We start from the raw sequence: 22500 nt of genomic DNA, 5'->3' as shown, positions 1-22500 counted from the left end.
AACGTTTATGCGGGGAACCTATGGGCAAATCACGATGTGGCACCACGCCACACCGATGCGCCATGAGCCCAGCCTACCCGCCACAGCGCACCGCCATGAGTGATGACCCAGACGATCTCAGCAAGGACGGATACCCCACGCACATCCCTACTCCCGAGCAGTCCTCTGGAAGCTGGTCGTTTGGAGCAGTGCTCTCCGTCCTCGGAGCGATTATGCTGGCGTTCATTCTGCGGCTGGCGGTGCCCAAGGAGGACAATGCCATTGAGCTCGGTATCCTGCTCATCGCCGTGGGCTTTGCGCAGATCTGGCTGATCTTCAATTTCCTGAAGTCCTTTCGAAAATAATGACGCAGGTGCAGGTTTGAAACGAAAGGTCGCGCAGCTGCGGCGTAGTCATCGCGCATGTTTGTTTCTTCACGCTCTCTTATTCCATCGCTGGCACTTGGCCTCGTGCTCACGGTTTTGGCTTCTGCCAAAGAACCCTTCAAGCCCAATCTCGGCCCCGAACTGCCACGCATCACCGTGACCTGCGGGGATGTGACGCTGCTGCTGCGCCAGGCCACGCAATGGACTCCGGGCCGCATTGATTTCCGTGGCAAGGCCATGACCACCGAGAGCAGCGCCTACGGCACCGTGTTCTCGTTTCCCGATGTCGGCTTCATCGGCACCGCGCATCTGGAAAACGAGCCCGAGAAGCTGCAGTCGCTCGACTTTTACCTGGATGACAAACGAGTCGAAGCATCCATGGCAGAGATGAAAGGCGGTGCTTTTCGCCTGGAGCGGAAATCACGCATCCGCGCCTTTGACCTGACGAACGTGACCGAGATCAAGGACCACCGCCTGTATGAAACCACCACCGTACACACCGCCGAGGCTGTGCCGCTGAAGCTGGTGTATCACTTCATGCACGCGTGGCGGCCCACGGTCAGCGCCTTCCTGGCCGGAAGCGACGCCATGCCAGAAAATACCATCTCCGGTCCGCTGCGCGATGACAAGGAGGTGGCGCGGAAGTTTTACATCAACCAGCCCGTGGACTGGATGGCCGTGTATGAGCCGCAGAGCGGGCAGTTTGCCGTGAGCCGCCTGCTGCAGGCGCCGGAACTGGGCGGGCATGTGTCCACCATTTGGAATGTGCCGCCCACCTACCGGAAGTTTTACCTGAAGTGCTTTGAGGGGAAGACCGTGCCCGCCGGATTCACCGGCACCTGGCGCATGGTCACCGCCTTTGGCAGCGCCACGCCGGAAACTTGGGAGGTTCAGGCCCGCACGCTGGCCTCCGCGCTGAAAAACGAGAGGTAAATCCGCCGCGAGTTTGAGGGCGCGGAGAACGTTGAGGTGTGTCCATGCGCACTCTCATCGCCGCCCTGCTTTTCGCCACCGTACTGAACTCTGCCGCCGAGGACCGGCCTGACCTGCCGCTCGCGGACATTTCGGGAGACAAGGACCGCCAGACCGTCATCGCCCAGGGGACAGAGGAGGTCTATCAGGGGCACCCGACGACGACCCTGATGCCGGATGGCAAGACGATCCTCTGCGTGTGGTGCGTCAATCACGGCGGTGCTGCAGGGCCAATGGCACGCAGCACCGACGGCGGCGTGACGTGGACGCGGATCGACGAACTCATGCCACCCGGCTACAAGACGCACCTGAACTGCCCCAGCATCTACCGCATGACCGATCCGGCGGGCAAGGAACGCGTGTGGGTGTTTTCCGCTGCGAAGGGCACGCGCAAAGGCCCCGGCATGCCGAGCATCATGAGTGAGGACGGCGGCAGCACGTGGAAGGAGATGCCGCCGCTCGGGTTTCCCTGCGTGATGACCTTCAGCAGTATCGTCCGGCTCAAGAATGGCGCGTACCTCGGCCTCTTCCACCGGGGGCCCGGCGGTGCGGACAAGGCCCCGCTCGAAGTGCTGCAAACGATCACCGCTGACGGCGGTTTTACTTGGAGCGAGCCGCAGGTCGTCGCTGCTGTGGAGGGAAAGAATCCCTGCGAGCCTTTTGTGTTTCGTTCGCCGGATGGGGCCGAGCTCTGCTGCCTGATGCGCGAAAATACGCACAAGGAGCGCAGCCTCATGATGTTCAGCCGTGATGAAGGCAAGACGTGGACCACGCCGGTGAACACGCCCTGGGGCCTCACGGGAGATCGCCATGCCGGCGTGTTCACGAAGGATGGGCGCATGGTCGTGGCCTTCCGTGATCAAGCGCTCAACAGCCCAACCAAAGGCCACTTCGTCGCGTGGGTGGGAACGTATGACGACATCAAGAACGGCAGGCCCGGCCAGTACCGCATCAAGCTGCTTCACAGCTACGCCGAACGTGCTGGCGACTGCGGCTATCCCGGCGTGGAACTGCTGCCGGACGGCACCATCGTTGCCACGACTTATATCAAGATCGCGCCCGGCAAAGAGAAGAACTCCGTCGTGAGCGTGCGCTTCAATCTGAAAACCACCGATGCCCTTGTGAAGCCATGAAAGCCCTTGCCGCCGCGTTTCTCACACTCTCGTCGCTGCATGCAGCGGATGCCGTTCTCGTAGAAGACGGTCAGCCGCGTGCGGAGATCATCATTGCGGAAAATCCCACGCGCATGCAGCGCGTGGCGGCGCAGGAGTTTCGCACGAACGTGGAGAAGATCAGTGGCGCGAGGCTGCCGATCCTGACGCAGCCGAGCGGGAAGGCGGTGAAGGTTTTTATTGGAGCGAGCCCTTTGAATCCCGTGAAGGCGGAAGGTTTGAAGGAGGGCGCGTATCGCATGCAGTCAGGTGCTGACTGGCTCGCGCTGGTGGGAGATGACAGCGACTTTGTGCCCACGGAACCCTGGGCCAAACACAATGGCGACATCCCGCGCGCGCAGGCAGAGGTTGAGAAGATCGTCGGCGCACCCTATGGCATGCCGAATCGTGGATTGTACAAAAACCGCCTGCGCCTGCCCGGTGACACTGGCAAGCCCGACGGCGCGACCACGGCGAAGAACGAGTGGCTGGAAATCTGGGGCCTCGATGAACGCGGCAGCTTCAATGCGGTGACGGCGTTCTTTGCATCGCTCGGTGCGCGCTGGTATCTGCCGGGAGAGCTTGGCGAAGTGATGCCAGTGATGAAAACCATCGCGCTGCCGAAGCTCGATGAAACCGTGCGCCCTGACTTCCCGCTGCGGCAGTTCAACTTCCGCTTTTCCACGGCGGGCTATGACACGGCGCTGTGGATGATGCATCTCGGTACGCGCAATGATGACAATTATCAGATTGCTCATGGCATGGACGGCATGACGGGCAATGACGCCACCTTTGCCGCGCACCCGGAGTGGTTCGCGCTGTATGGCGGCAAGCGCGATTACCGCCCCGGCGACAGCAAGAACCAGCTCTGCTACTCCAACGACGAACTCTTCCGCGAGACCGTGCGCTACACTCGCGCGCTGCTGGATACCTATCCGCTCAAGACGGTCTCCATCATGCCACCGGACGGTTACACCTCCATCTGCCAGTGCGACAAGTGCAAAGGCAAGGATTCGCCTGAGCGCAATGAGCGCGGCCTGCTGAGCGACTACGTGTGGGATTTTGTGAATCGCGTGGCGAAGGAGATCGGCAAGACCCACCCCAAGGCAAAGGTGCTGAACTGTGCCTATGGCGTGTACACGCTGCCGCCGCTGAAGATCGACAAACTGGAGCCGAATGTGGTTGTCTGCATCGTGGGCGGTCGGCGGCCGATGAACAAGGCGGGCAGCAAGGCGGAAGGCGAGGCTGCGCCGGAAGCGCTGCGCGCAGCCTGGGTGAAGAAGACGGACAACCCCATCCTGAACTTTGAAAACTATCCCTTCACCGATCGCGGCTGGTACCTGCCCTTCTTCGCAGCGCATGCCATCGGCGATTCCGTGAACGCCACGAAAGGAATCTCGCAGGGCGAAGACATCTGGCTCTCCGCGCGTCAGGATTTCAAGGAGGTGGGCATCGGCTTCAATCACTTCATGGTTTACTTCACCGCACGCATGTACTGGGGCGGCAAGAGCGCGGATGTGGACGCCATGTTCCGCGAATACTGCCAGCTCTTCTACGGACCTGCAGCGCAGGAGATGCATGCCTTCTTCACCTACTGCGAAACGCATTGGAGTGCGATGGAGAACGACAAGGTGCAGGCGGATGAGGCGCTCGCGCTGTTTGCCAAAGCACAGGCGAAAGCCGATGCCACGAGTGTTTATGGGCGGCGCATCGCGCTCATCGATGACTTTCTCAAAGGCATGCGTATGAAAGCCCAGCAGCTGGGCCAGCAGCGCGGGCCGGTGCCAACCGTGCGGCTCGTCGGTGATGCGACGGGAATCGTGATCGATGGCAAACTCGACGACGCCTACTGGCAGAACTGCCCCGTGGCCGCCACCGGAAAATTCCGTGAACTGGAAACAGGCCGCGTGCCGACCTTTGGCACTTCCTACAAAGCCGGATGGCAGGGAGGCAGCGTCTATTTCGCCATTCGTTGCGATGAACATCCCGGCGAGAAACCCAACACCACCTCCACGCGCAATGAGGATCAGGCGCTGTGGCATGGCGATGCCATTGAGATCGAACTCGCCACCGAGACGCACTCGTATTATCAGATCGCCGTGAGTCCTGCGGGCCACATCGTGGATCTCGACCGTGGCGCTTCGCGTGGCCAGTGGTTCGGCTGGGACTCGAAGGCGGAAGTGGCCACGCACATTGCGGATGATCACTGGACCGTGGAGATCCGCATTCCCGTGACGCAGGATGAAAATGATCCGCTGCATCAGGTCATCGGTCGCAAGCCGACGCCGAGCCTGCCGTGGCACATCAATCTCTGCCGCCAGCGCATTCGTGAGGACGGGCAGGAGCTCAGCGCCGTCTCACCGACCGGGACCGAAGGCTTTCATGAGCCGATGAAGTTTGCGCATTTCTACGATGGCAAATCCCAGGTGTTTCCCGCTGATCCCAGCGTCACTGATTTCGTCATCGGCTTTCGCGAGGCCACACAAAAGCGCAAAGCCGCAGACTTTCTCGCGCTGGCGGATGGCAAATTCAGCGACCTGCAAAAAGCCGCCGCGCTGGAGCAGGCTGCGCTGCTCAGCCGGAAGGAAGCCGGGCCGATCATCGAGCGTATTCCTGTCGAGGTGGTGAAAAAGACTGCGCAGATGCAGTACCTGTTCGCCTTGGGAAAGGCACCGGAGATCATCGCGCAGTTCGCGAATGCGGACTTCAGCAAGTGGCCCTTCTGGAAGCGTGGCGCGGGGTATCATGCGCGCGGCTACGCTTATTCGATCATCAAAGCAGGCGGCAAGGCGGAGGCGGATCTGAGTGCGGCCCTGCCATGGACCAGTGAACCACGCACACGCGATGCCCTTCTCCTCGCTCTGGCGCAGAACCGCGAGCGCAATCTGCAGAAGGATGATCAGGCGCTCACGGCTTATCAGGCCATCGTGGCAGATCGCACACGCATCGGCGGTGCGGATGAATACGCCGCGCTGCAGGGTATCGCGCGCATCCTGACCCGGCGCGGCAAGTATGATGAGGCCATGAGCACCTTGGACCGCGCCGAGCCCGCGAAGCTGCAAGGTGTCTGGCGGGAGAACATCCTGAAATCCATCGAAGAGGTGCAGAAGGCGCGGGGACAATGATTCAAGATGCGGGGCTTTGCTGCGTACTTGCTTCATGCGCGCGAATCCCACTCCTCTGACACGCCGGCGAATGCTGCAGACCACCACGGGGGCTTTGCTCGCGGGTGTGGTGGCACAGGCGGAACCTGCGAAAAGGAAAAAGGTCATTGTCATCGGCGGTGGCATCGGCGGGTTGAGCTGTGCGTTTGATCTGATGGAGCGCGGGCATGAGGTGACGGTGCTGGAGGCATCGCGCCGCACGGGCGGGCATGTGAAAACGATCTATGATCCGCTGCCGGATGGGCTGTATGCGGATGTGGGTGCGGAGCAGTTCACTGATCCCGGTTACGACACCTACCGCGAGTGGGTGAGGAAGTTTGACCTGCCAGTGCTGGCCTATGAACGGCGGCGGAAGATGTATGCGAATGTGCGCGGAAAATGGCGCACGGAGGAGGAGCTGGCGGATGCGAAGACGCAGCGCGAGTTCGGCTTCAACGAACGCGAAGTGGCCTACATGCAGGAGCATGGGTGGAAGAACATGTCGCGCCTGTACTTCGGCCCCATGGCGGAGAAGTTCAAAGACGAGTACCAGCCCTTTGGCATCGGCATGGATGAACTGGATCATGTGGTGCTGGGAGACTGGCTGGCGGAGCAGGGTGCGTCTGAAACGGGGCGCGGGTACTGCGGCGGCTCACGACTTACCAGCAAGGAGAAGCCTGCCACCGCGAGCGATGTCTCCGCGCTCTACCGCATCTGGCAGGAGTCCATTGTCAAAATGCGCGGGCTGCCTGTATTCAAGCGCGAGGTGTTTCGCCTCAAAGGCGGCAACCAGCTGCTGCCGGACACTTTTGCCAAACATCTTGGTGATCGCGTGCGCAAGAACTGCCTCGTCACCATGCTGGAGCATGATGCGAATGGTGTGACGGTGACCTTTGCTGAAGGGCCGGACAAGAAGGAGCAGGTGGTGAAGGCGGATTACGCGGTGATGTGCGTGTCTCCGATGGTGATCGCGGGCATCAAGGTCTCGCCGGGCTGGCCGGAGACGAAGAAGTTTGCGCTGGAGCACACGCCGATGGGAATGCAGTCGCGGATCGTGCTGCAGGCGAAGACGCGTTTTTGGGAGGGCGACAACGTGCCGAGCATCAATCTTGAAACTGGGAACAGCACGATGGGGCTCGTCTATGAATGCGCGGGCGAGGTGGCGGGTGAGAGCTGCGTGCTCATGGGCAGCGGCCCGCCTGCGCTGGCCCCTGCGGATGCGCTGGCGGCTTTTCGCAAGTTTTACCCCGGCAAGAACAAGGACACGATTGAGCAGGTCATCGTGCATGAGTGGTGGAAGGAGGAACCGCTGGCGCTTGGCTGCGAGCGGCATGCCTTTGCGCTGGGCAAACTCGCGCAAGTGTGGCCGCACCTCATCCAGCCTGTGGGGCGAGTACACTTTGCGGGAGCGGCGTATGACAATCTGCCCTGGGGGCAGGATGCTGCGACGAGGTCCGCGCGGCGGGTGACGCTGGCGATTGATGCGGCGTGAGGGATTGCGCTGGCATCGAAGAAAGCGTGCTGGGAGCGCGGGCCTCCGAGCCCGCAGCACTCCGCCTAGGCTTGCGGCTCCGCATGACCAGGAGCCTTCATCCGTGGCGGGTGTTTTCTCCAGAACGGCTCGGTATAGCGGCGCTTTCTCGGTTGGGCGGAGTGCTGCGGACTCGGAGGTCCGCGCGCCTGGGACGCTGGGCTTAACCGATCCTCATTCGAGCAGTCATTTTTTCTTCTCCAGCGACATCAGCTCGATCTTTCGGAACCAAACGGGCTGGCCTTCGGCCTGAAGGGCGATGTGGCCGTAGCCTAGCATCACATCGCCGCCGGCTTCCACGATGTCGATTGCAGGAGCGATCTTGCATGCCGCGTCGAGCTGCGGGCGCTGGTAGCGCAGGACTTCGACGCCGTTGATGCGGTGGATGATCTCGTCATTGCCGCGCACTTCCACTTCAGCACGCACCCATTCTTCGGCAGGAAAAGTCGGCGCGCTGGATTTGACGATGTGCTTGGTGATGAGTTCGCCGCCCATCATCACATGCGTGCCGGGCGTGCAGAGATTCGCCGTGGAGCGTGGGCCTTTGCCTTCATCGGCGAGGAACTGCATCTCCAGGCTGGAGGGGAAGCCTTGATCAAAGCGCATGCTCTGAGGCGGCTGTGCATGCAGCATCACGCCGCTGTTGAGGTTCACGTACTTTGGCGCGTCTGCCATCATCTTGCCGGTGAAGCGGTACTCCATGCGCAGGATGTAGTGCGAGTAGGCGAGGTTCGTGAAGAGGTGGCCGTACTGCTGGTCAAACTTGTCGTAGCCGTCGTAGCTCACCTTCAGGATGCCGTCTTCGACATGGAACGTGTTCGCGAAGTTTTCACCCAGCGGATGTTTGGCGATCTTGATCGTCCAGCCCGTGAGATCCTTGCCATTGAAGAGCGGGATCCATTTCGGTTCCTCGGCCATCGCCACGGAAGTCAGGCATGTCAGAGCAAGCAGGAGGGTGCGGGTGGTTGGGAACATGAGGTCATCTTGGCGGTGGCAGCGCTGTTTCCAATCAGAACCTTTCACGGTGCGCCCCACATACGGCTGAAAAATTTTCACCCAAAACGCACGCTTCATTCGACGCCTCGCGAAGTGCCGCTAGGGTCGGCGGATGGACAAACAATGGAACGACAAGATCGTCATCGTCACCGGCGGTGGCGGCGGCATGGGACAGAGCGCAGCGAAGCGGTTTGCGGATGCTGGAGCGAAGACATTTATTTTTGGACGCACGCTGGAGTCCCTGCAGGCGACGGCGGCGCTTTCCCCGCGCATCACCTCCATCGTGTGTGATGTGGCAGACTCCGCCAGCGTGGCTGCCGCGCTCGCGCAGGTGCTGCAGCACGGGCCGATTGCCGCTTTGATCCACACTGCCGGGATCAACACGCCTGACCGCTTCATGGCGCATGCGGACCCCAGCAAACTGGCCAGCGAAGCCAGCTGGCGCAGCGTGCTGGACGTGAATGTGATGGGCGTGGTGAACATGATCCAGGCCGTTTCCAAGCCGATGGCGGAAAGCGGCGGCGGCAGGATCGTCGTCGTCTCCTCCACGGCCGGGCATGGCTTTGATTCGTTTGCCGGCGTGCCTTACACCGCCAGCAAGTGGGCCGTGCATGGCCTGCTCTTCACCGCCCGCATGCAGCTCAGCGCGCATGGCATTGTGCTCTCTGAATACGCTCCGGGTGAAGCCCTCACGCCCCTCGTGGAAAAGCGCCCCGTGAAGCCCACTGCGGAGCACCGCAGCGCCATGATCCAGACAGAAGACTGCGCCGAGTCGCTCTTCTTCATCGCTTCGCAAGCGCACTGCATGAGCGTCCTCCAGCTTCCCGCCTATCAGCCTTTCGGCGGCATGCCACCGCAGATCACGGCACCGTGGCTGGCGGGTTTGGATATTGGGCCGAAGCGGTGAAGTGATGCGGGCACTGCCTCGCTTCACAAGCCCTTCGGCTAGCTATCTTCGCTTCGCTGCGGTTTTTGCCCGCGATTCGGAGCCACCCGGTCGTTCGTTGCAGGCAAGAGTGCCTGCATCACTTCCCGGCAGACATCGCTGAAAATACGTCGCTTCATTCGCGTTCACTCCGCACTCATGATTCGCGCCCTGCTATTCTATCTCGCTCTCTCGACCTTCATGGTCAAAGCCGCCGACCTTTCCGCCGCCGCCTATCCCTCCATTCAGGAGGCGCTGAATGCGAATCCGAACCGCATGCTCTTTGTGCCGGCGGGGGATTACTTAATCACCGAGAAGATTCGCATTCGTGGCGAGCGCAGCGGGTTGTTTGGGCCGGGGCGCATCATTCAGCAGAGTGCGGATCAACCGATCATTGAGATTGAGAATGCCAATGGGGCGGAGATTCGCGATCTGACGCTCACGCGGCCGGAGGGCAAGATGGAATCCCGCAATGAAGGCGTGCTGGCCATCAAGTGCCGCGACCTGGTGATCGAGAATGTGCGTGTCATCGACAACCGCAGCCCTGCCGGAGCCATCAGTGTGCGCGAGAGCAAGGACACGCGCATCAGCCGCTGCGTGGTGCGCAACTACATGCGCGTGAGCATTGATGACCGCACGCAGAGCAAGGACTGGGGCTACGCCTTCAATTGCACCGACGGCACCGGCATCAACGTGGACCACAGCACCGGGACGCTGATCGAGGGCAATCGCGTCATTGAGAACAACTTTGTGCCCACTCCGGAAGTGAAGGCCAAGTACAAGCTGGGCGACTACGTGAAGAAGAACGAGGTCAAAGGCACGATCATGAACCAGCAGGCCTGGGACTCCAACTACACCGACGCCTGGCAGCAGGGCTCAGGCATCGTGGTCAATGCCCCGGAGGTGAATGATCTGACGCGCGTGATCGGCAACCACATCGAGAACGCGGCGCAGGGTTTGGACATCCATGCGGATCACGTCATCGTCTCACAGAACATCATCACGAATGCCTTCATCGGCATGAAGGCCATGCATGGATCGCGCAACGTTCTCATCACCGGCAATCAGTTCGTGCGCAACTCGCTCTGGGCCATCGGCCTCATGCCCGGTGCCGCCGCACATCCCGCCACCGAGGACAAGCCGGAGAATGCCGACGGCGGCTCCATCATCAGCAACAACATCATCTCCGATTTCGGTCACGGCGACGCGCATTGGATCTGGGGCGATGAGCGCTCCCCCATCAAATTCGACAACGGGCAGCAGCCTGATGATCCGCCGCTCGCTGATGTTATCATCACCGGCAATGTCATTCACAGCGTTGGTAAACCGCGCTACAAATATGCCGTCATCATTCCGGGCGGTCCGAATGCGCCGAGGGGGCTGCATTTTTCGAATAATTTGTTTCATCCGGGGACGCAGGGCGTGTGCAATAGGGAGATGTCGGAGTGAGTAGACGCGTGCGAACGATGTGCCGCCTGCCTCCCTCACATTTTCTCAGCTAGTCTTGGAGCTTTTAGACTAGCTCTCTGTTGATTCTGCTTGTGAGCTTTAAGTTCAATGACGGTGTTTATTTGATCGTAGTCATCCGTCGTGAGTTTGATCGCTTTCGTAGCCTCGGTTAGGACGGCTTCGATATAGGCAGTAATTGATCGTTTTTGGCCCTTCGCTGCCTTGCGGACTCGGCGTGATAATATTCTGGGGACATAGAAACCGAGCATTTCTTTGTCAGGGGCATGAACGTTGGGCATACTTTTAGTCCTAGGTTCCGACTTCCATGCGAAGATGTGCCGACTCTACCGCCGAAACTCGCTGAACCTCACCTTCAGCTTGTCTTCGAGCTGGGTGATCTGCCATTTTTCCTTGGCGTTGATCAGCGCGAGTGACATTCCCTTCTTCCCGGCGCGGGCGGTGCGGCCGCTGCGGTGGGTGTAGTATTCGAGCTGGTCGGGGAGCTGGTGGTGGATGACGAAGGAGAGGTCTGCCACGTCGATGCCGCGTGCGGCCACATCGGTGGCGACGACGAACTGGACGCGCTGCTTTTTGAAGGCGCGCATGACTTTGTCGCGCTCTTTTTGCATGAGGTCTCCCTGGAGCACATCCACGGGCAGGCCGAGGTCGGCGAGCTCCTGATAGAGCTCCATGGCACCGGCCTTGGTGCGGCAGAAGATGATGCCGCGGCGGTCTTTCTGGCGCTGGAGGAAGTCGAAGATGAAGGCGGTTTTTCCGTCCCCTTTGCAGATGGCGAAGCGGTGGTCGATGTCGCGATTGACCACATTGGCCTGATCAATCTGGATCGAGTGGGCATTCGCAGACATGCAGCCTTTGATGAGGTCCTGGATCCCCGGGGGGAAGGTGGCGGAAAAGAGCCAGGTGCTGCGGCGCATGGCGGCGAGCTTGAGGATTTCCGTGAGCTGTTTTTTGAAGCCCATGCTCAGCATCTCATCGGCCTCGTCCAGCACCACATAGCGGACGAATTCCAGCGTCAGCGCATCGCGCTCGATGAGATCCAACAGGCGGCCTGGTGTAGCGACGACGATGTGCGTGGGGCGTTTCAGCGCGTCGGTCTGGCGGTCGATGTTGTCGCCGCCGCTGACGACTTCGATGAAGATTTTCTCCGTGTACTTGGTGAAGCGGAAGAGCTGCTTGCCGATCTGCTTGGCCAGCTCGCGGGTGGGCGCGAGCACGAGGCCCTGGATGTCCCGATGCTTGGGGTTCATCTTGGTGAGCAGCGGCAGGCCAAAGGCGGCCGTCTTGCCGGTGCCAGTCTGGGCCTGGGCGATGAGATCGCTGCCGTCTTTGAGCAGAAAAGGGATCACCGTGGACTGCACCGCCGTGGGGGTGACGATGCCCAGCTCCTCCAGACCACGGATCATCTCCGGTGGAATTCCGAGGGCGGCAAAGGGATGGGGGGCGGTTTCTGACATCCTGCTGCTGTCCGTCACAATGGTGTGAATTGCCAGCGGAAAGGAATGCTGCGCTGAAACACGCGAGATCGTTCCATCAGCATCGTTCTCATGGCGTGAAATCCTTCCTGATCCTGTTTTTCTCATTTGCCATGCTCAATGCGGCATTCGCGGCGGAATCACGGCCGAACATTCTCTTCATCTACGCCGACGACTGGGGCTGGGGCGATCTCGCCTGCCATGGGCACCCGCATCTGAAGACGCCAAATCTGGACCGCCTCGCGAAGGAGGGCACCGATTTCCAGCAGTTTGTCGTGTGCAATCCGGTGTGTTCGCCCAGCCGCACGGCCATCGTCACGGGGCAGTATCCGGCGCGGCATCTGGTGCATCAGCATTTCGCCGGGCATGCGGACAATGTCGCCCGGGGCATGCCGGACTGGCTGGACCCGAAGGTGACGCTGCTGCCGCGTCTCATGAAAGAAGCGGGCTACGCCACGGCGCACTACGGCAAGTGGCACCTCTCCGGCGGCGGCAAAGACATCGAGGCCCCGCTGCCTGCGGAGTATGGCTACGATGATGCCGCTGTGTGGACCGGGCCGGGGCGCAATGTGTTTGAAGGCACGAGCGTCGAGCGGCAGGCGGGAGATGCGCATGACAAGTCCGGCGCGTCGTTTCAAACCATCGCGGCGGCGGAGCATGTGCTGCGTTTTGTCAGGCAGGCGAGCGTGGAAAAGAAGCCGTTTTACATCAATTTCTGGCTGCACGAGACGCATCACCTCGTCGCGGCCACGGAGGAGCAAAAGGCGCCGTATCCAGACACGGCCGAGCCGCAGCGCACTTATTACTCCGCCGTCACCCGGGCCGATGCGCAGGTGGGGCGGGTGCTGGCGCTGCTGGATGAACTGAAGCTGGCCGAGAACACGATCGTCATCTTTTCCAGTGACAACGGCCCGGAGAATTCGCAGCCGCGCCCGACTGACAAACTGTACCACAGCGTGGGCACCACGGGCGGACTGCGCGGACGCAAACGCAGTCTATACATGGGCGGCGTTAACGTGCCCTTCCTCGTTCGCTGGCCCGGGCAGGTGCCGGCGGGGCGGGTGGACAAGACGAGCGTGATCGCCGGAGTGGACATGCTGCCCACGCTGCTGGCGGCGACAGGTGTTGCTGCTCCGGCAGGTTATCAAAGCGACGGGCTGAATGTGCTGGCGGCATTCAAAGGCGAGGCTTTCGAGCGCCCGCAGCCGCTCTTCTGGGAATGGCGCGGCCCGAATGCGCAGGAGGCCGACTGGCCGCAACTGGCGATGCGCGACGGTTTCCACACGCTGGTCCAGAACTATGGCGGCAGCCGCACCGAACTTTATGACCTGAGCAAGGACCGTGCGCAGGAACATGACCTCTCCACCGCCGATCCGCAGCGGACCGCCGCGATGACCTCCGCCCTGCGTGCCTGGCAGAAAACGCTGCCAGTGCCCACGCCGCCTGCGCCGGGCGCCGCACGTAAAAAGCCGTCTGCGGCTCCCGCCAAAGCTGCACCCAACCGCGCATTGGCCTTCAAGAAATGGGACAAGAATGCCGACGGCATCCTCACGCTGGAAGAATACAGCGAGGGTCTCTCCAACAACGAAAGCGCGGCGCAGCGCTTCAAGAATTTCGACAAAAATCAGGATGGACGGCTTTCCCGTGAGGAGTTTGTAGGTCCGTGACCTTATCATCCCGCCGCCATGAAGTATTTTAGCACGCTGATTTTTTCGCTCCTGCTGCTCGTCTGCCATTCATCACTTTCGGCGGCGGAGAAGCCCATCGTGCTGTGGCAGGCGGGAGCCCCGGGGGCTCTGGGCACCGCACCGAAGGACATCCCGACGCTTACGCCTTATGTGCCTGAGAAAGCCAGCGGTGCGGCGATGCTGCTGATTCCGGGCGGCAGCTACTCGGGCATCTATGAGGGGCAGGCGGAGCCGTTTGCGCGCTGGCTCAATGAGCAGGGCATCACGGCCTTCGTGCTGCGTTACCGGCTTGGCAGTGCGGGCTACCGCTATCCGGCACAGCTGCAGGATGCGGTGGAATCCATGCGGCAGATCCGCGCCAACGCCGCACGCTGGAAGATCGACCCCGCGCGCATAGGCGTGATGGGTTTCTCCGCCGGAGGGCATCTCGTCTCCACCTTGATCAACCGGCCTGAAGACGGCGAGATCGAAGGGCGCACTCCCAGCGTGAGTCCACGGCCGGATCTCGCCATCCTCTGCTACCCCGTGATCAGCATGATCACCAAGCCGCATGCGACTTCGCGCAAGATGCTCATCGGTGACAAGCCCAGTGACAAACTCTTGCGCCAGACCTCCAGCGAGCTGCAAGTGCGCCCCGGTCTGCCGCCCTGCTTCCTGTGGCACACCAGCGAGGACAAACTGGTGCCTGTGGAGCATGCGCAGCTGTATGCCGCTGCGCTGCATCAAAACGGCGTGCCCCATGAGCTGCATCTCTACCAGCATGGCGACCACGGCACCGGTCTCATCGGCACGCAGCATCCGTGGTTTGCGGATCTGGTGTCCTGGCTGAAGGCGCAGAAATGGATCTCGGAACCTTGAGTTCAACTCGCTGACACAAATCCTCATGCTTCTCGTTCACTTATGAGCATGAAGTTTGTACTGACCAGCCTTGTCCTTCTGATGGTTCACACTGCGGCAGCTGCAGCGGGGCCGAATTTTGTGTGGATCATTGCCGATGACATGTCGCCGGACATTGGAGCCTATGGTTTGAAGGAGGTGAGCACGCCGAATCTTGACCGGCTGGCTGCCGAGGGGCGGCGCTACACGCGGGCCTACGCCACGGCGCCGGTGTGCAGCGCCTCGCGTTCGGCCTTCATCCTCGGGAGCTATCAAACGACGACCGGGCTGCATCCGCACGATGTGGAAAATCCGCAGCCGCTGCCTCCGCGCTACAAACCGCTGCCGGACCTGCTGCGTGAAGCGGGCTGGTTTGTCACGAATGCGGCGGCTCCTGACACGGTGCGCAACGGGCGTCCCGTCACCAAGGCCAAGACGCACTACAACTTTGCCCATGATCCGGCGAAAATGTATGATGGCAATGACTGGCGGAAGCGCACGCCCGGGCAGCCATTTTTCGCGCAGTTTCAGATCACCGAGCCGCACCGCCCTTTTCCGATTCCGGAGGCGTATGACGAGGCGAAGCTGAAGGCCATCCAGATCCCGCCGAACTACCCCGATCATCCACTGGTGCGTCGTGACTGGTATGCGTATCAGCGCAGTGTGGAAGTCGTGGACCAGCGTGTCGGCGTCATCCTTGATCAGCTCAAGACGGAGGGCGTGCTGGACAACACCATCGTCATGTTCTTCGCCGATCACGGCCGGCCGATGCCCTGGGGCAAGCAATGGCTGAGTGTGGAAGGGCTGCAGGTGCCGCTGATCATGCGCGGCCCGGGAGTAGCTGCGGGTGCTGTGGAGGAGCGATTGGTCAGCCTCATCGACCTCGCGCCGTCCATGCTTCCGCTTGCAGGCCTGCCCGTCCCGCCATGGATGGAAGGCCGGGGTATTTTAGGCCGTGAATTTCCCGAGCGCAGCAGGCTGTTTGCCGCGCGTGACCGCTGTGGTGATGCGATGGACCGCATTCGTGCGGTGATCGAGACGGACGCGCTCTTTGTGCGCAATTTTCAACCCTCCCGCTCACAGCTGAACTGGTCCGGTTACAAGGAGTACAGCTATCCCTCCATGCCGCTCCTGCGAGTCCTGAACGAGGCCGGCAAGCTCAATGAATTTCAAGCTCAGTGGCTGACGCCACGCCGCGAGGCGCTGGAGTTTTACGATCTTAAAGCGGATCCGCAGGGGCTGCACAACATCGCCAAAGATGCCCAGGTGGCGGACCGGATGGCGGCCATGCGCAGCGCCATGGACAAGTGGATCAACACCAGCCCGGACCGTGGTGCGCAGGGAGATCCGCCAACGGAGCCGCCGCTGAGCGCCATCCAGCGAGACAAGCGCCTCGAATACGAACGCATCTGGAAATCTCGCGTGAAGAAAGCCCAGCCAAGCGATGCCGAGCGCGTGGCGTGGTGGGAGAAAAGCTACGGGCTCTCTGCAGACCAGCGCATTCCCTGATCTCAGGCGGAAGATCGGTGGTATTGGCTTCGTTCGCAGAGGTTCATGAAATCTGTTTTCGTTTTGTTGTCCCTGGGTTTGGCGGCGGTGTCTTCTGCTGCTGAACCGTCGCGCCCCAACATTCTTTTTCTCTTTGCCGATGATCAACGGTGGGACACGCAGAGCTGCGCGGGGCACCCCATCGTGCAGACGCCCACGGTGGACAGTCTCGCGGCACAGGGGGTGCGTTTCAGCAATGCACACGTCACCACAGCAGTCTGCTGGGTCAGCCGTGCGGTGGTGCTGACAGGCCAGTGGGCGCGGTCTCATGCGCAGCGCGATGCCATCCCCACCGTGAAGCCGGAGGCGCTGGCCACCATGTATCCCGTGCTGCTGCGCGCGGCAGGCTACCGCACGGGCCACATTGGCAAATGGCACATGATCGCCCCGCAGGGCCTCAAGCCGCAGGAGCAGTATGACGAGTACGAGGCCATCGGCCGCAATCCGTATTTCAAAACGATGCCCGACGGCACCAAGCGCCACGAAACCGACCTCGTGTGTGACAAGGGCATCGAGTTCATCAAATCCCAGCCCAAGGACAAACCCTTCGCGTTGAATCTGTGGTTCAATGCGGCGCATGCGGAAGACAATGACCACCGCCCGGGCATAGGCCTGTATCCTTGGCCGCAGTCGGTTGACGGTATGTATGAAGACCGCTCCATCCCACCGGCACGGCTGGGAGATCCCGCGATCTATGAGGCGCATCCGCAGTTCCTCAAAGACTCCATCAACCGGGAGCGCTGGTTCTGGGGCTACGACACGCCGGAGAAGTTTGAGATCAACCTGCGTGCCTACTACCGCATGATCAGCGGTGTCGACAAAGCCATCGCGCGTGTGCTTGCCGCGCTGAAGGAGGCCGGGCTCGCGGAGAACACGATCATCGTCTATTCCGCCGACAACGGCTACTACCTCGGGGATCGCGGCTTTCAGGGCAAGTGGTCGCACTATGAGGAGTCACTGCGGGTACCGATGATCGTCTATGATCCGCGCCTTCCCAAGGAACAACGCGGACGCGTGGTGGATGACCTGGTGCTCAATGTGGACCTGCCCGCCACCTTCATCGACTGGGCCGGAGTGAAGCGCCCGGACGCCTACGAAGGTCGCAGCCTTTCGACGTTGATCGAAGGTAAGGGCATCGACAAACCCTGGCGCACGCATTTCTTCTGCGAGCACCTCGACCTCGCACCCACGCTTACCTGGGAAGGCATCCGCGGCCAGCGCTACGTGTATGCGCGCTACTTCGATCAAAAGCCTGCGTATGAGTTTCTGCATGATCTGGAAACCGACCGCGATGAGCTCAAAAACCTCGCATCCGATCCCGCGCATGCCGAGGCTCTGCAAAAAATGCGCGCGCTGTGCGATGCCGAGATGAACGCACGCGGCGGTGCCCTGCTGCCCATGGACCAGCGAGGTGCGCGCAAAGCCGCCGCCAAGAAAGGTGCGGGCAAGAAGGCCAAGGCCGAATAATGACAGGTTTTAGATCCCACCTAGCTCTCCCAACCATGAAAGCCCTCGTTCTCATCCTTTCGTCATTCTGCCTTTTGGCATCGTCCTTTGCCGCTCCGGCGAAGCGTCCCAACATCTTGTTCATCGTTGTGGATGACCAGTCACCCTTTGACTTCAAGTTCTACAATCCGAAGTCACCGCTGCAGTCACCGAACATCGACAAGCTCGCGGCGGAAGGCATGGTCTTTGATTCTGCGCGGCACATGGGCTCCTTCAGCGGTGCGGTGTGCACGCCTTCGCGGCACATGATCATGAGCGGGCGCACGGTGTGGCATCTGCCCATCGGCCCCGGCGCGAAGGAGCACTGCCCGCCGAATCTGGAGCTGAACACGCTGGCAGCGGTGTTCAATCGCGCCGGTTACGACACGATGCGGACTTGCAAACAGGGCAACTCCTATGAGGGAGCCAATAAGCAGTTCACCGTGCGGCATGATGCCACCAAGCGTGGCGGCACCGATGAAACCGGCAGCACCTGGCATGGCGACCGAGTGATGGAGTACCTGAACGAGCGCGAGGCGAAGAAGGACACGGACCCCTTTCTCATCAACTTTGGTTTCTCCCATCCGCATGACACCCGCGACGGCCGCCCCGAGCTGCTGGCGAAATACGGTGCAACCAACCACGAAGATCCGAACACGCTGCCTGCGCTGAATTCCAAGCAGCCCGCGCTTCCCCCGAACTACCTGCCCGCGCATCCCTTCAACAATGGCGATGCTGGCGTGCGCGACGAAGTGGAAGTCAGCGGGGTGTGGAAGAACCGCGATGAAGCCACCATTCGAAATGAGATCGGCCGTGAGTACGCCTGCAACGAGAACATCGACATCCAGATCGGGCGCGTGCTGGAGAAGCTTAAGGCCATGGGTGAGCTCGACAACACCTACATTGTTTACACGGCAGACCACGGGATCGCCATTGGACGCCATGGATTGCAGGGGAAACAGAACCTCTACGAGCACACCTGGCGCGTGCCCTTCATCGTCAAAGGCCCCGGCATCAAGCCCGGCTCCCGCGTGCCGGGAAACATCTACCTGCTGGACATCGTGGCCACGCTTTGCGACATCGCGGGCATCCCCGCACCGGAAAGCAATGAAGGCGTCAGCTTCAAGCCGGTGCTCGAAGGTAAAAAGACCGCCGTGCGCGATGTGATGTACGGCGTTTACTGCGGTGGCACCAAGCCCGGCATGCGCTGCGTGCAGCAGGGCGACTGGAAGCTGATCAAGTATGATGCCATGAACGGCGCCGTGCATGAGACGCAACTTTTCAATCTCGCCGCGAATCCTGACGAACTCCTCAAGGAGCACGGCAGCAAGGACCCGCTGAAGACCAACCTCGCCAGCAATCCTGAGTACGCCGCCAAGCTTGCCGAAATGGAGGCGTTGCTCCTCAGCGAAATGCGCCGCCTCGATGATCCTTATCGTCTTTGGAACCAGCCGGATGATGGACTGCCGCCAGTGCCGGAGCCTGCGCCGAAGGCCAAGAATGCGAAGAAGAAACAGGCCAAGCAGTGAGTCATGATCAAGGATTGGCCATTCGCAGACGCAGCCAACACCGCGGCTTTCGTATCACGATACGTTATGCAGGGTGAGCCGATCTGTCGTGTTCATCACGACTGGGAGGATGGTGCATGGCAGTTTCATCCGGATCGCATTCCGGAGCTGTCCGATATCATGATTGTGTGCCTCGAACACGTGTTCAAGCTGGACCCTACCATCGGAGAACTGCACGATCTGCCCTATGGTTGGGCAGCAGAAAGAACTGCACGTCAGAGCCCCTGGGTACGCCTGAAGGACCATCCTTTTCCTGTTTTCAAAGACGATGGCTTTTATCTGGATGATGCCACTTCGTACAAAGAATTTTGTGAGATTCCTGCTGCCGAAATTCGCGAAGGTCTCAAAGCAGGACAATTGGCGAAGCTGATATTCCGATTCGCAGATGAATGGTCGGAACGTCAAGACAACGACTGCGAGCGCATGTGGGTGGAGGTGCTCGAAACTGATGCAGAGAATATTCGTTATCGAGGACGCCTGTTGAGCCAGCCTCATCTACACACCGCGATCCATGAAGGTGACGAGCTTTGGTTCCATCCAATGCACGTCTTCGCCATCGACGACTGATTCACCCGCAAGATTTGTTTGTTCGACTTTTACCGATCATGAAACCCCTCTCGCTCATCCTTTCGTCATTCTTCATTGTAGCGTCGTTGTTCGCCACGGAGCAGCGCCCGAATTTTCTCATCATCTATGCTGATGATCTCGGTTACGGCGATGTCTCGACCTACCATGCCTCAGACTGCCACACGCCGAACATCGACAAGCTGGCGGCGGAGGGCATGCTGTTTCAGAACATGCGGGCGAACTGCACGGTGTGCTCGCCTTCACGGGCCGCACTGCTCACTGGGCGCTTTCCAGATCGCGTGGGGGTTCCCGGTGTCATTCGCACGAATCCGGAGGACTCGTGGGGTTATCTTGCGCCTGGCATTCCGACGATTGGGAATGAGCTGAAGAAGGTTGGCTATCACACAGCGGTGATTGGGAAATGGCATTTGGGTCTCGAGTCTCCGAACACGCCGAATGAGCGCGGCTTCGATCTCTTCCACGGCTTCCTCGGCGACATGATGGACAGCTACACCACGCATCTGCGTCAGGGGCACAACTACATGCGCCGCAATGCGGAGGTCATCGACCCGAAAGGGCATGCCACGGATATCTTCGCGGGCTGGGCGGCGGATTACTTTCGTGAACGGGCGAAGGAGAAGCAGCCCTTCTTCCTCTACCTCGCCTTCAATGCACCGCATTTCCCCATCGAGCCGCCGGAGGAATGGGTGGCCAAGGTGAAAGCGCGTGCGCCGCAGCTTGATGAAAAGCGTGCAATGAATGTCGCGCTGGTGGAGCATCTGGATGATCGCATCGGACAACTGCTGGCCGTCTTGAAGGAAACCGGGCTCGATCAAAACACCGTCGTTGCTTTTGGTTCTGACAACGGCGGCTCCTTGCCGCATGCGCAAAACAACGACCCCTGGCGCGATGGCAAGACCAGTCACTACGACGGTGGCCTGCGCGTGCCCTTCATGGTGCGCTGGCCGGGGCACATCAAGGCGGGCTCACGCAGCGACTACGCGGGGCTGAACTTTGACCTTTTCCCCACCTTTCTTGAACTTGCTGGTGTGAAGGCTTCACCTGGCATTGATGCCATCAGCCTCGTGCCGATCCTCAACGGTGGCAGCATCGACGCTCCGCGAGATCTCTACTTCGTCCGGCGTGAAGGAGGTGCGACTTACGGCGGCAAAAGCTACGAGGCCATCATCCGTGGCGAGTGGAAGCTGATGCAAAACACGCCCTACAGCCCGCTGGAGCTCTACAACCTCAAGAACGATCCGCAGGAGAAGACCAACCTCATCGGCAAGGCACCCAAGGTCTTCAAAGAACTCTCCACCGCCCTGCGCACGCACGTGCAGATCGGCGGCGCCACGCCCTGGCAGAAGCCCGAAGTCCGCGAACCATGAAAAGCTTCTTGTTGATCCTTTCGACGTTCGCCCTCTGGCATTCGTCATTCGCCGCGCAGCCAAACATCATCCTCATCATGGTCGATGACTTCGGCTACGAGTGCGTCACGGCGAATGGCGGGGAGTCGTATCAGACTCCGAACATCGATAAACTCGCGGCCAGCGGGGTGCGCTTTGAAAACTGCCATGTGCAGCCGCTGTGCACGCCTACGCGGGTGCAGCTCATGACGGGACGGTACAATGTGCGCAACTACATCAACTTCGGCACGCTGCTGCGCTCGGAGACGACTTTTGGCAGCCTCATGAAGAGCGCAGGCTACGCCACCGGAATCTGCGGCAAGTGGCAGCTTGGCGGGGAAGTGGATTCGCCGCAGCACTTCGGCTTTGATGAATCCTGCCTGTGGCAGCAGACGCGCCGCCCACCGCGCTACGCGAACCCGGGCCTGGAATACAACGGCGTGGAGAAAGATTTTACTCATGGCGAGTACGGCCCCGCGCTGGTGAACGACTTCGCGCTCAGCTTCATCACGAAGAACAAGGAGAGGCCCTTCTTTCTCTATTATCCGATGATCCTCACGCACAATCCGTTCCAGCCGACGCCGGACAGTCCGGACTGGGATCCGACGATCAGCAGCGAGAACAAGCAGCAGTCGCCCAAGCACTTCGCCGATATGACCGCCTACATGGACAAGCTGGTGGGCAGCGTGGTCGCGAAGCTTGATGAGCTCGGCATCCGCGACAACACTTTGCTACTCTTCCTCGGTGACAACGGCACGAACTCCGGCATCACCAGCCGCTTCAAAGGAGCGGACTACAAGGGTGGCAAAGGCAGCACCACATCTCATGGAACGCATGTGCCGCTCATCGCCAGCTGGCCCGACGTGATGAAACAGGGCCGCGTCTCTGCGGATCTCGTCAGCAGCACCGATTTCCTCCCCACCCTTTGCGCCGCTGCCGGCGTAAAGGTGCCTGAAGGCACCGATGGCGTGAGCTTTCTGCCGCAGCTCAAAGGAGAAGCAGGCACGCCCCGCGACTGGCTCTACACCTGGTACTCACCGCGGCAGAGCCAGGATATGACCGTGCGTGAGTACACCTTTGATCAGCGCTTCAAACTGTATCGTAGCGGCCAGTTCTACGATCTGAGTACGGATGAACTGGAGAAGCAGGATATTGCCGCCACCACGCTGAGCCATGAAGCCGCCTCCGCCAAGAACAAACTGCAAACCGCTCTCGACCAATTCAAAGACGCCCGACCCATTGAGCTTGATCGCGAGTTCCAATCCTCGGGAAAAGGCAAGGAGAGGAAGAGCAAGAAAGGGAAGAAAAAGGGGAATGAGGAGTAATTTTTTCATCAC

17 protein-coding genes are annotated in these 22500 nt (G+C 60.5%); 15 read left to right on the top strand and 2 right to left on the bottom strand.

All coding sequences use genetic code 11. The annotated features are described in order from the left end of the window. The first annotated feature begins 62 nt into the window (after positions 1-62). Genes AC3RLQ_RS21505 through AC3RLQ_RS21485 form a run of 5 tightly spaced genes read left to right on the top strand, consistent with a single transcriptional unit; the run spans position 63 to position 7123 of the window. Positions 63-344, top strand: a complete 282-nt coding sequence (locus AC3RLQ_RS21505) for a hypothetical protein (RefSeq protein WP_493030699.1) — start codon at positions 63-65, stop codon at positions 342-344. A gap of 57 nt (positions 345-401) precedes the next feature. Beyond that, a complete protein-coding gene (locus AC3RLQ_RS21500) occupies positions 402-1298 on the top strand; it encodes a hypothetical protein (RefSeq protein ID WP_493030698.1) in 897 nt (298 codons plus the stop codon). Positions 1299-1342: 44 nt separating this feature from the next. After that, positions 1343-2470 carry a sialidase family protein gene (locus AC3RLQ_RS21495; protein ID WP_493030696.1) on the top strand — a complete coding sequence of 376 codons (1128 nt, stop codon included), beginning with the start codon at positions 1343-1345 and terminating at the stop codon, positions 2468-2470. Next, positions 2467-5613 (top strand): DUF4838 domain-containing protein, encoded by a 3147-nt coding sequence (locus AC3RLQ_RS21490; RefSeq protein WP_493030695.1) that lies wholly within the window; start codon positions 2467-2469, stop codon positions 5611-5613. The genes AC3RLQ_RS21495 and AC3RLQ_RS21490 overlap by 4 nt, the downstream gene beginning before the upstream one ends. A 34-nt stretch (positions 5614-5647) precedes the next feature. Continuing rightward, the gene (locus tag AC3RLQ_RS21485) at positions 5648-7123 is read left to right on the top strand and encodes a flavin monoamine oxidase family protein (protein WP_493030694.1); all 1476 of its coding nucleotides are present in this window, start codon (positions 5648-5650) and stop codon (positions 7121-7123) included. 225 nt (positions 7124-7348) lie between these two features. On the opposite strand, the gene AC3RLQ_RS21480 is transcribed toward AC3RLQ_RS21485, so the two are convergent. Continuing rightward, the gene (locus AC3RLQ_RS21480; RefSeq protein ID WP_493030693.1) at positions 7349-8137 is read right to left on the bottom strand and encodes a 3-keto-disaccharide hydrolase; all 789 of its coding nucleotides are present in this window, start codon (positions 8135-8137) and stop codon (positions 7349-7351) included. 133 nt (positions 8138-8270) lie between these two features. On the opposite strand from AC3RLQ_RS21480, the gene AC3RLQ_RS21475 reads away from it, so the two are divergent. Together AC3RLQ_RS21475 and AC3RLQ_RS21470 are read left to right on the top strand one after the other, a co-directional pair. After that, a complete protein-coding gene (locus AC3RLQ_RS21475) occupies positions 8271-9065 on the top strand; it encodes an SDR family oxidoreductase (protein ID WP_493030692.1) in 795 nt (264 codons plus the stop codon). Positions 9066-9242: 177 nt separating this feature from the next. Beyond that, a complete protein-coding gene (locus AC3RLQ_RS21470; RefSeq protein ID WP_493030691.1) occupies positions 9243-10532 on the top strand; it encodes a right-handed parallel beta-helix repeat-containing protein in 1290 nt (429 codons plus the stop codon). 344 nt (positions 10533-10876) lie between these two features. Here the strand turns inward: AC3RLQ_RS21470 and AC3RLQ_RS21465 are convergent, their stop codons facing one another. After that, positions 10877-12007 (bottom strand): DEAD/DEAH box helicase, encoded by a 1131-nt coding sequence (locus tag AC3RLQ_RS21465; protein ID WP_493030690.1) that lies wholly within the window; start codon positions 12005-12007, stop codon positions 10877-10879. A 95-nt stretch (positions 12008-12102) separates the two neighbouring features. Here AC3RLQ_RS21465 and AC3RLQ_RS21460 point away from each other — a divergent pair, with 95 nt between their 5' ends. Genes AC3RLQ_RS21460 through AC3RLQ_RS21425 form a run of 8 tightly spaced genes read left to right on the top strand, consistent with a single transcriptional unit; the run spans position 12103 to position 22488 of the window. Further along, positions 12103-13692: a sulfatase-like hydrolase/transferase gene (locus AC3RLQ_RS21460; protein ID WP_493030689.1), complete on the top strand. Its 1590-nt coding sequence runs from the start codon at positions 12103-12105 to the stop codon at positions 13690-13692. 18 nt (positions 13693-13710) lie between these two features. Next, positions 13711-14571, top strand: a complete 861-nt coding sequence (locus AC3RLQ_RS21455; protein ID WP_493030688.1) for an alpha/beta hydrolase — start codon at positions 13711-13713, stop codon at positions 14569-14571. Positions 14572-14619: 48 nt separating this feature from the next. Next, complete coding sequence (locus AC3RLQ_RS21450) at positions 14620-16098, top strand: sulfatase family protein (RefSeq protein ID WP_493030687.1); 1479 nt, start codon at positions 14620-14622, stop codon at positions 16096-16098. 45 nt (positions 16099-16143) lie between these two features. After that, entirely contained in the window at positions 16144-17604 is a 1461-nt protein-coding gene (locus tag AC3RLQ_RS21445; RefSeq protein WP_493030686.1) for a sulfatase family protein, read from the top strand. Positions 17605-17639: 35 nt separating this feature from the next. Continuing rightward, positions 17640-19151, top strand: a complete 1512-nt coding sequence (locus tag AC3RLQ_RS21440) for a sulfatase family protein (protein ID WP_493030684.1) — start codon at positions 17640-17642, stop codon at positions 19149-19151. Between the two features lie 3 nt (positions 19152-19154). Further along, positions 19155-19757, top strand: coding sequence for a DUF2314 domain-containing protein (locus AC3RLQ_RS21435; protein WP_493030683.1), 603 nt, complete (start codon positions 19155-19157; stop codon positions 19755-19757). A 38-nt stretch (positions 19758-19795) separates the two neighbouring features. After that, positions 19796-21145 (top strand): sulfatase family protein, encoded by a 1350-nt coding sequence (locus AC3RLQ_RS21430; RefSeq protein WP_493030681.1) that lies wholly within the window; start codon positions 19796-19798, stop codon positions 21143-21145. Beyond that, on the top strand, positions 21142-22488 hold the full coding sequence (locus tag AC3RLQ_RS21425; protein WP_493030679.1) for a sulfatase family protein: 1347 nt from the start codon (positions 21142-21144) through the stop codon (positions 22486-22488). Before AC3RLQ_RS21430 ends, AC3RLQ_RS21425 begins: the two co-directional genes overlap by 4 nt. Positions 22489-22500 lie beyond the last annotated feature (12 nt).

The organism is Prosthecobacter sp. GW821-HT29F12, assembly GCF_058803405.1.
The sequence above is the reverse complement of the archived record's forward strand: the minus strand, read 5'-3'. Positions and strand labels throughout refer to the sequence as shown.

What these genes read in the sequence shown, in the direction of transcription:
- AC3RLQ_RS21505 (WP_493030699.1), top strand. Translation starts at nt 63, where the DNA reads ATGAGCCCAGCCTACCCGCCACAGCGCACCGCCATGAGTGATGACCCA.
- AC3RLQ_RS21500 (WP_493030698.1), top strand. Translation starts at nt 402, where the DNA reads ATGTTTGTTTCTTCACGCTCTCTTATTCCATCGCTGGCACTTGGCCTC.
- AC3RLQ_RS21495 (WP_493030696.1), top strand. Translation starts at nt 1,343, where the DNA reads ATGCGCACTCTCATCGCCGCCCTGCTTTTCGCCACCGTACTGAACTCT.
- AC3RLQ_RS21490 (WP_493030695.1), top strand. Translation starts at nt 2,467, where the DNA reads ATGAAAGCCCTTGCCGCCGCGTTTCTCACACTCTCGTCGCTGCATGCA.
- AC3RLQ_RS21485 (WP_493030694.1), top strand. Translation starts at nt 5,648, where the DNA reads ATGCGCGCGAATCCCACTCCTCTGACACGCCGGCGAATGCTGCAGACC.
- AC3RLQ_RS21480 (WP_493030693.1), bottom strand. Translation starts at nt 8,137, where the DNA reads ATGTTCCCAACCACCCGCACCCTCCTGCTTGCTCTGACATGCCTGACT.
- AC3RLQ_RS21475 (WP_493030692.1), top strand. Translation starts at nt 8,271, where the DNA reads ATGGACAAACAATGGAACGACAAGATCGTCATCGTCACCGGCGGTGGC.
- AC3RLQ_RS21470 (WP_493030691.1), top strand. Translation starts at nt 9,243, where the DNA reads ATGATTCGCGCCCTGCTATTCTATCTCGCTCTCTCGACCTTCATGGTC.
- AC3RLQ_RS21465 (WP_493030690.1), bottom strand. Translation starts at nt 12,007, where the DNA reads ATGTCAGAAACCGCCCCCCATCCCTTTGCCGCCCTCGGAATTCCACCG.
- AC3RLQ_RS21455 (WP_493030688.1), top strand. Translation starts at nt 13,711, where the DNA reads ATGAAGTATTTTAGCACGCTGATTTTTTCGCTCCTGCTGCTCGTCTGC.
- AC3RLQ_RS21450 (WP_493030687.1), top strand. Translation starts at nt 14,620, where the DNA reads ATGAAGTTTGTACTGACCAGCCTTGTCCTTCTGATGGTTCACACTGCG.
- AC3RLQ_RS21445 (WP_493030686.1), top strand. Translation starts at nt 16,144, where the DNA reads ATGAAATCTGTTTTCGTTTTGTTGTCCCTGGGTTTGGCGGCGGTGTCT.
- AC3RLQ_RS21440 (WP_493030684.1), top strand. Translation starts at nt 17,640, where the DNA reads ATGAAAGCCCTCGTTCTCATCCTTTCGTCATTCTGCCTTTTGGCATCG.
- AC3RLQ_RS21435 (WP_493030683.1), top strand. Translation starts at nt 19,155, where the DNA reads ATGATCAAGGATTGGCCATTCGCAGACGCAGCCAACACCGCGGCTTTC.
- AC3RLQ_RS21430 (WP_493030681.1), top strand. Translation starts at nt 19,796, where the DNA reads ATGAAACCCCTCTCGCTCATCCTTTCGTCATTCTTCATTGTAGCGTCG.
- AC3RLQ_RS21425 (WP_493030679.1), top strand. Translation starts at nt 21,142, where the DNA reads ATGAAAAGCTTCTTGTTGATCCTTTCGACGTTCGCCCTCTGGCATTCG.